Below are 12329 nucleotides of genomic sequence, written 5' to 3'. Positions count from 1 at the left end.
CTTCATTTTTAATCCATTAATTTTTCATTTTGATAGCAAAAAATCTTATCTAAAAACAGAAAATTTAACACACAGTAAATTTAAATGTAATATTAATCTTTTCATATAATATTTTCATAAAAAGAAAGTAATTTACGCTCCTACCAACTTCCCAAAATAAAAGGGGCTGTAACGAAATGCGGATTTTCTCCGTTATTTAAGTTACAGCCCCTTCTTATATAAATATAGAAATAATGCGGATTAAAGACACTTTCTTATCTTTAATCCGCATTATTAGTTTTAGAGGTTGTATTTCGTTACAGCCCCTTTCAGTCTCTCAATATTTAAAATTGTATCTAATTACACGCTATCCCTAATATTTTATTATTTTGTCATCCACACATGTGGGCAACCTTCCTCATCAAATTCCTCTCCTTCAGCCTGATAGCCTAAGGATTCATAAAACCCTTTAGCTCTTACTTGAGCCGCTAACTTATTTTTTACACCACCCATAACTCGAATAAAATCTTCAGCAGCAAGTATTAATTTAGAGCCTAATTGTTGACCTCTATGTGTTTTTAAAACAGCCACACGTCCAATGATAAACACTGATGAATTTTCTGTTTCACGGAAAAAACGACAAGTACAAACAGCTTCATCATCAACAAAGCCTACCAAATGAGCTGCTGTAGCATCAACTGCATCAAATTCCTCTTCAAATCCTTGCTCTTCCACAAACACAACTTGTCGAATCTCCCGAGCTGTTTCAGGTAATTCCGAATAAATTTCAACTGACCACTTCATATAAACTCCTTTTCATTCTGCTTAATCAATACGTAACAATATTATATCATGTGAAACCACTCATTTATTACGAATCATAGAGGGCACAATTCCCACAATACAAAATCCCATAAAGACTACTAATGCATACTGTATATTCGCCAGTAATACAGCAGGTTCTAAACTATTCGCACTAGTTGCATCAATCCGCGAAAGAATAGAGGCCACAATAGCCATGCTAAGCACTTGCCCAAGAAGTCGCACAGTGCTAATAACAGAACTTGCCATACCAAAATAAGCCGGCGGTACAGCGCTCATAATCGCATTATTATTAGGTGCGGAAAACATAGCAAACCCTATCCCCATAACAATTAATCCCCCAATAATAACCATCACCGAAGTCATATTCATTGCCTGCCATACAACGAATAAACCAACAGCAATAACCCCCATACCAGCAGACGCTAAGATAGCCGAACCATACCGATCTGACAACGTCCCCATAAATGGTGATAAAACAGCCATTACAATAGATTGTACTAATAAAAACCAACCGGCCGTTTCAGAATCATATCCCATAATCATCTGCAAATAAAGTGACATCAGAAAACCAACAGCAAATGTGGCACTATAATTCAACATAGCAGCCAAACTAGAAAAAGAAAATGTTTTATTCTCTAAAAAAATTCTCACTGGAAGCAACGGCTTCGCCACCTTTGCTTCATGAATAACAAACAGGGCAGTGAAGAATACACCTATCCCCAACAAATATTTTCCCCACCAAGTCGTTGCTACTTCAGACAAACCATATAGGCCAGCAACAAGCGACGTCGCATATAAAAAAAGACTCATTCCACCTAAATGACCTTGCTCTCGATTCACCCAATCTTCTTTGATAAAAAGAATCGTCATAATCGTAGCAACAGTTCCTAATAGGCCAATAAAATAAAATATGCTTTGCCAACCAAAGCGATAATTCAAAAAGCCCCCTACAACAGGGCCAATCGCTAATCCCACATACACTACAGAAACAACCATGCCCATGGCCCAACCTCTACGTGCCGGCGGATATACCAATGCGACAATCGCTGTACCTGTCGAAAACAGCATGGCCGAAGCAATGCCTTGTATAGCACGCAAAATCATGAGCCAATGTATCGAGGTGGCAAAATAAATCAAAAAGGAAGCCACCGAGAATAAAATGGTTCCCATAAGGAATACTTTTTTCTTACCGATGCGATTGCCCAATTGCCCCATAGGTACTGTAAAAATAGCACATGTCATCAAGAAAATTTCAACTACCCAACTAAGTTCTGATGTCCCCACTTGAAAAGCCCGGCCAATGTCAGGCATCGACAAGTTAAGCGAGCTCCCAGAAAACGGGGTTAAAAACGATGCAATCATGAGCGTAATTAACACTTTTGTATTCTTTTCTATTTGCAAAGTAAAACCTCCTATATAAACAAAATTATTGTTATTTTAAGCATAAGAAAACCGTTATCTATCTGACACTAGTGTCAAACAAAATAACGGTTCACTATTACTTAACAGCAAGTACACACAGCCATCGAATCCAATTGATTGTTCGGTTTATTGCCATCAACTACAACCGTCAATTTACTTGTATATGGATTCAACATAAGACCATGAATTTTAACATCGTCCGGAATTAATGGATTCTGACGAAGCTGAGCAACTGCTTTCACCACATTTTGCTCTGAATGACAAAAATGATTAGCCCAACGTTCCATCTCACAACGAATCATTGTAATCGCTTCTGCTGAAATACCACGTTCAATCATACGATTAGAAAGTGCATCCGGACAAGTTTTTTCCATGCCACAATCTTCATGACCAACAATAAAAATCTCTTTAGCACCTAACTCATAAATACTTACTATCAAGCTACGCACTACATCACTAAACACATCGGTAATACAATTGCCTGCCACGCGAATGACATTAGCATCACCACGATCAATCCCCATCGTGCGTTCCAATAAATCCACCAAGCGCGTATCCATACATGTCAAAATGGCAATGTGTCGCTGTGGAGCCTTATTAGCTGGCATCCCCGCTTCACCATATTCTTTAACAATATCTGCTACATATGCTTCATTGGCTTTTAAAATTTCATCCAACAATGTCATAGGTCAACCTCCTGTCACTAGTCATATATCTAATCAAACTCTCTACATAATACAAATCATCATATTTTTATATAATATAAATCATCATTAATCTGTAGATTTTATTAGATTTACTAGTCAATATATCATAATTACTGATTAACATTTGTATCTATCTACTACATTATAGTATAACAGTTTCCCCATTGGCAATTTATATTTTTCGATAAACAGAGTACAATAATATACACATGTATCATGTAAAAACATCACCATATTCATAAGGAGGGATCCCCATGAAAAAACTACTAGCACTAGTCTTCGCCTTTTGTTGTTTCACTGCCTCTAGTCAAGGACAAATTATCGAAAAAACACAAACTGACATCAATCTTAAATTAAGGTATCCACTAATTTATGTAGAAAACCAAACAGCCCAAGAAGCAATGAATCAACTCATTGCCTCCTATGTAGGTCGTATGCAAACTATGTATTATAAAGAAAAAATGTATCAAGTTGTCATGAACTACGATATTACCTACGAAGATGAAAATGTATTATCTTTATCAATTGAACAAGGCTGGTATAATGGCCAAGCGGCACATGGCTACTATACCCACCAAGGTTTAGTATTCAATAAGCATACCGGCGAACGTATTCCAGCTTACAATTATGTCAAACTAGCTAATAATCAGCAACTAAAAGAGTTAGTTAGCTCGGGCATGCTTTCAGTATATAGTCAAGATATGAAAAATCGACTCTATCCACAGCAGTTATTCGGACTCCCTGATGTAGAAGTGCACAATGATAATTATGTGCTCCTAGGAAATGGTGCGATTGGTATGCTCTATCAACCATATGAACTTTCCGCTTATGCCTATGGCGTCACTACCATCCTATTTCCGCTTGAAAAAATAGAATACATCAATCGGCTAAATTCTTAAAGATTCAACTATTTACAAATGTTTCTAAACTTGATAAAATGAACGAGTACTATAAATTGCGGCCGTAGTTCATCGGTAGAACGACGGCTTCCCAAGCCGTAGAGGTGGGTTCGACTCCCATCGGCCGCTCCATTATTAAAAACACTAAGAAGAAAGATTTCATCTTGTTTCAAAAGGTCAACTATTCAGGTAGTTACTAGGTTTATACAAGATTGAAGTATTTCTTCTTTTTTCATTTTTATTATATGTTTGCCCTTAAAAGCGCCCCCTAGGCTTGCCCCCTAAAACGCGTTTGCCCCCTACAATTAAATATAGGAAACATCATATTATCACCTCTCATAGGCGGGCCATGCGCTCGCCTATTTTTAATAGTATGATTTAATATCTAATGTACCTTTTTCCTCTCGCTCTTTCATGCGACTAAGATAAGTTCTTATGTTCCTTTGGATTTGTGAAATTTTCTTACCACTTAATTCGCTTACTTCTTCAACTGTGTAATTATATACGATTACATTACTAACAAGTCTATGAGATTCTATACTATTCGATAAATCATAATTACAACACGCCCGCAACGCCTTTCGCACATCTTTAATATACGGCTCGCTCTGCTTCTCTAAGGCTGCTATTTCAGCTATTAATTCTTCTCTATTAGCCACGATATGCCCTATTTTATCCCCTTTATGGCCTTTACCTCTCGGTGTATTGGATATATAACTAACCGTTACCCCATCAAGGCTATATAGTTTAGCTTTTAGCACATGAATTTTATCATTTAATCGCATAAGTTCTAATGTCTTTTCATAATATCCCATTCCGTCCACCTCATTTAATCCGTACTAACAAATAAAAATCTCCTAAGGTATTTATATCTAAACTATCTATACTTACAGCGCAAATAAGAGAATTACTTTTCTAATAAAACAGCCACAACAGGCGTATCATTCCCCATTGTGGCTATTTCTATATCATCTCTCTATCTGAATTATGCACTTGTGCTAACGGTCATAGGTTGATAATAAATAGCGTCTTTTTTATTATCCAAAATAAAGGCATCATAACATAAACGCCCCTCAACTAAGAAGCCGTTAATCCCTGGCGGGTTATCATGAATTTTATAATCGTTTAGCTTACGAGGGCATACTGTGGCTACAGGGTGAACCACCATAAAGCCGAAATTCTTTGGTAAACGGGAAGCAGGTACTTTCAATACTTGCATACCGTCTAAGCTACTGATTACCCCTTTAATACGCATATCGCTACCAACTTCTGTATTCATAACAATATCTTTAGATTGTTTCATTAAGAAGTATGTATCAGGTGTTACAACAAGAATACGCCCTGCTTCTGGTACTTCTTTATTGTCTAACGCATTAGTAGCCGTTAAAATCTCTGTAGCAATATTATCAACAGTCAATGCTTTTGCCTTAGGTTTAATCCCTGCTTCAGTACAAATCTTATTTAGTGTGTACTCATCAAATTCAGGAATTGCAACCTCTCGCAATTGACGTTCTAAAGCTTTCGCTGCACCTAATGCATCTCCTGTTTCCTCATCATCTAATCTATCAATTACAAATGTAAATGAACGGTCACGGCTTAATGTCATTTCTTGCGTGGTTGCGTCTAGCGTTTTAACCTCGCCATAATATGATTTACCGCCGTATTTGCCCTCTAAATCACGATCATAATCATTCATTTCAGAAGTGCTAACTTTATATATTCGCACCGTCTTAACACCTATCCAATCATAATCTTGATTAGTTAACAAGTCGCTTTTACTTTCCGTTGTGAATTTCTCATCTACTAATGAAGCATATTTAGAAGCTAATTCAATCGTTGCCATATAATATTCAATCCTTTCTAACTAGTCCAAAGGCTTCACGCAATGAATCACTCATTACAGCATCACTATCATAAGCACGCCCAGGGTCCATGGCACTACCAGCGCCCGGCTGAGATGTATTTTTAACAGCCCATAAATTTTCTTTCAACCACGCTTTTACACCGTCTTTTACAGAAACAGCATTCCCATCTTCTCCTGTTACCATAATAGTTCCATCATCACTAATATTTGCGCCACCACTAAATACATGTACTAAACTAGCTGTATTTATTGCGTTACCTTTGGTTAATTCATCAATAATTGCATTTTTAATTTTTTCAGTCTTTAGTTGCTCCGCCTGTGCTGCCTTATCTTCTTTTAGTTGTGATAATTCAGCCTGTAGGCTTGCAACCTGTCTATTTAATTCGCCCATAGCGTCAGCGTCTGCACTGTAGCGCTTGCGTTCACGTTCAAGACGATCTTTTACAATGTTATCTACTTCTTGCTGTGTAAACAGCTTTTCATTCCCATTATTACCGCTTTGGTTTGCGTTATTACTCATAATTCATTCTCCTTTTTATCCCTAAAGTAAGGTTATACAACACACCCCGCCATAGCTGTAATTTAATTACAGCTATGGCGGGGAATATTGTTTGTGGTTGCCGAAGGTAAACAAAACCACTTTAACAGAGTTGTACTCAACATTAAAAGAAGGTAATGCTTAGTATCCTAGCTAAATAAGTCCCACGGACAAAATAAAAAGCCGAGGAAATAACAGCACTCCTCTAACCCAGAAGAGATTTATTATTCCCACGGCTATTCAACATTCCTAAGCCCTTGCGCATTGAACCCAGTTCAGTTTTATTTATTTGCCTTACCATTATAATTCGTCAATTACAATAGCGGTACTTTGCTTATTTAACTATCTTTATTATACCATATTTCAAGGCATATAAACAAGCAAAAAGCACCGCCATTACTGCATTTATCGCTACTTTATACCCTTAATTTTAGGGTTAATATATGCGATTGTCCTAAGTTCTCCATTAACAGGCCTAGAAATAAATTTCAATCGATATTTATCAACAGAAAACTGTTTCAACACTTCACCTACTATGCATTTATCTTCTTTAGGATTATAACTAATTTTAGCTTTTATCATTGTATCATCTCCTTTTTAGGGCCTCCGAAATCTCCGAATACTCTTTTTTTAGGGAGTCAGAAATGTAAGGATACCTCTTTTTTAGGGCCTCGCAAATCTCGCTATACTCTTTTTTAGGGTGTCGCAAAACGTTACCCCCTTAATACATAAAATAAATATCAGGTTTTATAAGGTTTTGACCTTAACAAACATTAACATTTCAACCTCAAGTTTTCTCAAGTTTTATATGTTGGCCATGTTGAAATGATATAACAAAACACGACTTTTAAACTTTTGCTCAATTTTGAGCGAATGTCAACTTTTATCAACATCTGAACTTGCTCTTTTTTGAGCCTGTTCAATGTCAACTTTTGTCAACAATTCCACATTAAAAAGTAGCAAAACACGACTTTTAGACTTTTGCTTAATTTTGAGCGAAAGCAAGGCAAGTTTATTTTTTACATCTAGCTAATGCTTGCGATCACAGTTGCCGTAATTGCTCCATACGCTCCAGAAGAACCTACCTTGAATAAGAGTAAAGGCGCTATGGATATAACCACAACGCCCCCTAAATTGGCCTACTAGCTGTTCTTTATTAGGCCCTGCTACAATGTCGCTACTACTTCATCATACGCTTTTCTCATGTCAAAACCTGCACGCTTACCCTCTCTATAACAACGTATACACATTTCAGCTAATACATCATTCCATTTACGCCCTGTTTCAGCGCTTTCAACGCAACTTCTCATAATTTCTATAACAACATCAAAATCGTCAAGTTCATTTACATTTTCACAAGTTATATTTTCAACTAAGTTTATATTTTCCATAATAAATACCCTCACTTTTTTAACGTAAATTCTATCCTTTAATACTTGCTTTCTTAGGGTTATATTCTGCTTTAGTAGCGTAACAAGCTAATGTCTTTCCGTTGTATTCCATTGTAAACGGAGTGATATTATAGTCATAAAAACCAAAGTTAGCACAAATTTCATTTAATGCGTCCATTGTATTCACCGTAAAAAATACTGTTTTAATATTTCTATGTACTGCGTCTGTCATAACTTCTACAGCTTTTATAAAAGTACTGTCTTGAATCGATGTCTTTTTATTCATACGCCATCACACTGCCTTACCGTTAATATAGCCTAGTAAATATAAAGTTTTCACTCTCGCCATTAATTTAAGCTCCTCATCTTCGATATTCTCAAGGCTAAATGCATCTAACAGAACTAAAACATTGATTATATTATCTAACACTTCCTGAGTAAAGACTTCATCTTGAATTTTTACTATCTTCTTATAGCACATATGCGCTTTTTTAAATTCTTGTTCATCCCAAACTAATTTATTAAACATATCTTATCTCCTTATCTTTCAGTTCTACTGTATGCACCACATAATTTATTGCATGCACCAATTTAATTTATAAAAAAAGTGCATACAAACCCTTGTATTTACTGGCTTTGTAGTCATTGCAACAAATGCACCATATTTTTTTAACTCATTATATACTTTATATACTTTATATACTTTATATACTTTATATACTTTATATACTTATATATACTTATAATGTAAAAATATTTAGAGCATTTAGAGCATTCACCGATAAACCCTTATAAATACTGCATTCTCAATGCACCATTTTATTTAGATGAATTAGCGCATTCTTTGAGCATTAGAGCATATACATATTTACCCCGTAAATTTCCATTCCAACACCTAGTTTTTTCATATCCTAGCCGTTTCATCTCCCGATTGAATCGAGTAATTCCTAACGCCTCAAATCCATATTGCTTACAAAAGTCTTTATAAAACTTGTAATATTGATTAGCCACCACTTCATTAATCGGTACACAAACAAATTCTTTAGCAGTAGGGCTTTCATAGGGTTCAAACTCATTATTAAGCCACATGTCATTAAATATTGCTAAGGGGTTCATTTCTTTCAAATGCTCTTCAGTAGTGAGTAAGACTTCATCGCACATTGTGAATTGATAAGCTGAACGTAATCGCTGTAACCCCTCAAGCGCTCTATTCATAAGTACGGTAAGACCACCCGCTTCAATTATCTTGTTTAAAATTTCAGGATCCCCATTCTTTTTAAAATCTGCATTGAATGGAATAGCCACAAAACGCCTTTTCATGCCCCCGCTTGTATCTACAACCCTAGGCATAGTGTTCGCACTAAATATATGCTTACATGTTGGATATATAACATATCCTTGTTTTCCTTTCTGCTCTACCTTGACAGGGTCACCACTAACTAATTTCTTTAGGTTATCTGTTTCTAATAGCGCCTTATCGCTTATGTCATCGCCTATATTAACAGCTATATATTCCATACCGGCTAACTCAAAGCGCCCACCGTATTTATTTAGTGGCGTATTGCCTACATTCCAATGCCCTAATAATTCCGTTAGCAACTTAAAAAATGTACTTTTTCCATTGCTACCCTCACCAATAATAATAAAAAATTGATGTATAAATATTGTTGGCGATAAGCAATACCCTATAAATTCGTAAAGCAGGTTTTCTATATCTTTATTACCGCAAGTAATTGTATTCATAAACTTATCAAGAATAGAGCATTCACTCTGTAAGCGATTATATTCAGTAGGTATATACCGAGTGCATATAATATCAGGCGAATACCTGAATGTTGCTCGATTAAAAACATCAAGAATAACATTTTTAGTTGCTATATAGTTTTCAAATTTTATATCCTTAATTTCTGCCATATCTTCAATATACAGTCGCACTTCTCGTTGACGGTTATTAGAAATATTTTTTATTCGCCTTCGTATTTCTGCGTTCAATTTCTTACTCGGTAGCGTTTTATAAACACCATATTCTTCACTATAAAACATTAAATCCCGATTAAATATATTACCGTCTTCTTCATATTTATTTTGTCTAATACGGCAAATTTTTAATTCGTTTATAAGGTCATCACCTAATTGTTGATGTAAAAATGTTCTACCGTTGAAATATTTCCCATTTCTAAACATATAATCCCCCTTTCATTTGATATCCCTGCGGGGAATTGATATAATAAAAAGGAAGTATAAAGCCTGCTAGCTTTACTTTCCTTTACCGCTTCATGTGTTGGCGCACATGGAGCGGCTTTTTCTTTTTCTGACATGATCCATCACACCCTTTCTAGTTCTGCGGTTCGAATTACCATGAAGCGGTCAAAATCTGCAATATTGATTAATTCAACACCTGGGCTAGTTCGTCTAAATGAATTCTTAAACTTTGGCCGTGTTTTCATATTCTGCAATAACCGCCACAATGTAGTTCGGCTGACATTGTACTTAATCATGAAGAATTTAGGTCTTGCATACTCTTGTTGTATTAGCTCCATACAAACACATCCTTTCTTAATAAAAACGCCTTACAAACGAATATTCACAGTTAGAGAGATGATAATATGATAGGTTGAGGTTTACACTGTGAATAATTCGTCTACAGGAACATTTAAAGCCTTAGCCAATTTATTAGCAATAGGTATTCCGCATGGTTTACCACGTAACAAATTATATATTGTTACAATACCTACTCCCGCTTCTTTAGCTAAAGCTTTAGAAGATAAACCATGCTTTAACATTAATTCTCTAAGTATTTGAACTTTTACATTCGCCATTACTTCAATTCTATTCTGCATATATTTCTTTTCCTCCTTTTAAATTTCATTGTAACTTCAAATTACAACTAAATTTTAAATCACAATGTTATATTTTGTCAATACAATGTTTTATAAAATTACAATATAATTTAAAATATCATTGAATTACCGCTCTTATTCTGCTAATATATGTTTAGAGGTGATAATAAATGATAATATCAACACTAAAAAATATATTATATGAACGAGATTTAACAGCCTATAGGGTAGCAACTGAAACTAACAGTTCAAGAACTTTTATCCAGAATTTAATATCTAATAAATTTCAACAACTTAATGTTGAATATCTTAACAATCTATGTAAATATCTAAATTTAAATTTTACAGATTTTTTATATTACTACCCATTTAATATTGATATAACACTGGATAATAATATTTTTAAAGTTATAGTTAATTATGATAATGATGAGTTTCTAGAAATGTCGCTTTATGTGACTTTACTAAGTGAAAATAAAATTCCTGTAGTTAATATAAAAGATTCAGACTTCGAAAACTGGCGTTCATTTTATGAAGACCATGAAAATATATTATTAGAGCTAACTTTAGAATCTATAGAAGAAATTTATCGAAAAAAGCAAAACTATAACTTAGAACCCTTTATTTTTCTAACAAGAGTATCACTATTAACAGATGTTAACCTGTAATAGGCTTGTTATTTCTCGCCCACAAGAGAGGACAAATAGACATGTGGATAGAGGAACGACAAACACAAAAAGGCACGGTATACCGTTACTATGAACGGTACAAATGCCCTAAAACAAACACTATGAAGCGGGTATCTGTTACCCTAGAAGGTAATAGCCCTAAGCACCAGAAAAGAGCCTATACAAAGCTTATGTGCAAAATAAATGAAGCTAAAGAAGCGCTAGAAGTTAAGACTATTACGCCTACCGTAACACTGTATCAAGTAATAGAAGAATGGATAAACTATTATAAGCCTACTGTATCCCCTAGAACTCAAAATACCTACGATTCTTCATTCAATCGCTTAAAAGCCTTATTTGAGGATATACCACTATACGACCTAAAAAGCATATATATTGAAGAAGTATTGGTTAATTTTCATCACGTACAAGGTGCAACTTATAAATACACATGTAGCCTTTTACGCATACTAAAAAACGCCCTGCAATACGCAAGGCGAAAAGGGTATATAGCTAATGTACAGGACTTTTTAGACATTACTATAAAAGCAAAGCCAAAGACTATTACCGAGATTAGAAAAGCAAGTAATAAATTTCTGGATCATAACGAACTAAAACTATGTTTTGCACAGTTAGCCAACATTCATAAGCGTATAGGCCTTCTGATAGAATTTATGACATTTACAGGCTTACGCATAGGGGAGTTATTAGCGCTCCGTGAGTGTGATTACAACCGCTTCAATGGTGCAATTGATGTAAACGGTAGCTATGACGCCAGCACTAGAACTAGAGGAACACCAAAAAACCTATACAGCTATAGAAAAGTTCCTCTTAATGATAGGTCAAAAGAAATTATAGAGTTCTTTATACGCTCCAATAGATGGCAATATATGAGCCTCGGTGAGCCACCAGAAGAAGAACGCTATATATTCATCAATCAGAATGGCCACCCTTACGAAACGCAACAAATCAATAAGATATTAAAGCGTTTAGACATCAACGGCAAGCATATTTCAACACATGTATTTAGACATACTCATATTAGCTTACTAAGTGAATTAGGTGTCCCCCTTAAAGCTATCATGGCTAGAGTTGGCCACAATAACCCTCGGACTACATTAGAAATATATTCACATGTGACGGAACATATGAAAGAAAATATAATAGAAAAACTAAATACTATTAATTTATAGTTG

The 12329-nt window shown here is 35.1% G+C and carries 17 protein-coding genes and 1 tRNA gene; 4 read left to right on the top strand and 14 right to left on the bottom strand.

The window, feature by feature from the left end; translation table 11 throughout:
• Positions 1-363: 363 nt before the first annotated feature.
• The 3 genes from DYE54_RS08005 to DYE54_RS07995 form a co-directional block, all read right to left on the bottom strand.
• Positions 364-783, bottom strand: a complete 420-nt coding sequence (locus tag DYE54_RS08005; protein ID WP_115310745.1) for a GNAT family N-acetyltransferase — start codon at positions 781-783, stop codon at positions 364-366.
• Between the two features lie 60 nt (positions 784-843).
• Positions 844-2205, bottom strand: a complete 1362-nt coding sequence (locus DYE54_RS08000) for an MFS transporter (RefSeq protein ID WP_115310744.1) — start codon at positions 2203-2205, stop codon at positions 844-846.
• Positions 2206-2306: 101 nt separating this feature from the next.
• Positions 2307-2912, bottom strand: a complete 606-nt coding sequence (locus tag DYE54_RS07995) for a beta-class carbonic anhydrase (RefSeq protein ID WP_115310743.1) — start codon at positions 2910-2912, stop codon at positions 2307-2309.
• A gap of 275 nt (positions 2913-3187) precedes the next feature.
• Here DYE54_RS07995 and DYE54_RS07990 point away from each other — a divergent pair, with 275 nt between their 5' ends.
• Complete coding sequence (locus DYE54_RS07990; protein WP_115310742.1) at positions 3188-3832, top strand: DUF3298 and DUF4163 domain-containing protein; 645 nt, start codon at positions 3188-3190, stop codon at positions 3830-3832.
• A 58-nt stretch (positions 3833-3890) separates the two neighbouring features.
• Positions 3891-3964 (top strand) — tRNA-Gly (locus DYE54_RS07985).
• A 233-nt stretch (positions 3965-4197) separates the two neighbouring features.
• Here the strand turns inward: DYE54_RS07985 and DYE54_RS07980 are convergent.
• The 11 genes from DYE54_RS07980 to DYE54_RS07940 all read right to left on the bottom strand — a co-directional run bounded on the left by DYE54_RS07980 (position 4198) and on the right by DYE54_RS07940 (position 10465).
• Positions 4198-4647, bottom strand: a complete 450-nt coding sequence (locus DYE54_RS07980) for a hypothetical protein (RefSeq protein WP_115310741.1) — start codon at positions 4645-4647, stop codon at positions 4198-4200.
• A gap of 170 nt (positions 4648-4817) precedes the next feature.
• Positions 4818-5675 carry a hypothetical protein gene (locus DYE54_RS07975; protein WP_115310740.1) on the bottom strand — a complete coding sequence of 286 codons (858 nt, stop codon included), beginning with the start codon at positions 5673-5675 and terminating at the stop codon, positions 4818-4820.
• Positions 5676-5682: 7 nt separating this feature from the next.
• The gene (locus DYE54_RS07970; protein WP_115310739.1) at positions 5683-6216 is read right to left on the bottom strand and encodes a hypothetical protein; all 534 of its coding nucleotides are present in this window, start codon (positions 6214-6216) and stop codon (positions 5683-5685) included.
• A 429-nt stretch (positions 6217-6645) separates the two neighbouring features.
• A complete protein-coding gene (locus DYE54_RS10160; protein ID WP_172460580.1) occupies positions 6646-6816 on the bottom strand; it encodes a hypothetical protein in 171 nt (56 codons plus the stop codon).
• A gap of 584 nt (positions 6817-7400) precedes the next feature.
• The gene (locus DYE54_RS07965; RefSeq protein ID WP_115310738.1) at positions 7401-7625 is read right to left on the bottom strand and encodes a hypothetical protein; all 225 of its coding nucleotides are present in this window, start codon (positions 7623-7625) and stop codon (positions 7401-7403) included.
• A 31-nt stretch (positions 7626-7656) separates the two neighbouring features.
• Entirely contained in the window at positions 7657-7911 is a 255-nt protein-coding gene (locus DYE54_RS07960; protein ID WP_115310737.1) for a hypothetical protein, read from the bottom strand.
• Between the two features lie 6 nt (positions 7912-7917).
• Entirely contained in the window at positions 7918-8154 is a 237-nt protein-coding gene (locus tag DYE54_RS07955) for a hypothetical protein (protein ID WP_115310736.1), read from the bottom strand.
• Positions 8155-8444: 290 nt separating this feature from the next.
• A complete protein-coding gene (locus DYE54_RS07950) occupies positions 8445-9809 on the bottom strand; it encodes a DNA primase family protein (protein ID WP_115310735.1) in 1365 nt (454 codons plus the stop codon).
• The gene (locus DYE54_RS10120) at positions 9755-9943 is read right to left on the bottom strand and encodes a hypothetical protein (RefSeq protein ID WP_147285270.1); all 189 of its coding nucleotides are present in this window, start codon (positions 9941-9943) and stop codon (positions 9755-9757) included. Before DYE54_RS10120 ends, DYE54_RS07950 begins: the two co-directional genes overlap by 55 nt.
• A gap of 6 nt (positions 9944-9949) precedes the next feature.
• On the bottom strand, positions 9950-10165 hold the full coding sequence (locus DYE54_RS07945; protein ID WP_115310734.1) for a hypothetical protein: 216 nt from the start codon (positions 10163-10165) through the stop codon (positions 9950-9952).
• Positions 10166-10246: 81 nt separating this feature from the next.
• Complete coding sequence (locus tag DYE54_RS07940; protein ID WP_115310733.1) at positions 10247-10465, bottom strand: helix-turn-helix transcriptional regulator; 219 nt, start codon at positions 10463-10465, stop codon at positions 10247-10249.
• A gap of 170 nt (positions 10466-10635) precedes the next feature.
• On the opposite strand from DYE54_RS07940, the gene DYE54_RS07935 reads away from it, so the two are divergent.
• Positions 10636-11133, top strand: a complete 498-nt coding sequence (locus DYE54_RS07935; RefSeq protein ID WP_115310732.1) for a helix-turn-helix domain-containing protein — start codon at positions 10636-10638, stop codon at positions 11131-11133.
• A gap of 41 nt (positions 11134-11174) precedes the next feature.
• On the top strand, positions 11175-12326 hold the full coding sequence (locus tag DYE54_RS07930; RefSeq protein WP_115310731.1) for a tyrosine-type recombinase/integrase: 1152 nt from the start codon (positions 11175-11177) through the stop codon (positions 12324-12326).
• Positions 12327-12329 lie beyond the last annotated feature (3 nt).

The organism is Veillonella criceti, from assembly GCF_900460315.1.
GTDB lineage: Bacteria > Bacillota > Negativicutes > Veillonellales > Veillonellaceae > Veillonella_A > Veillonella_A criceti.
This window is presented reverse-complemented; position numbering and strand designations above follow the sequence as displayed.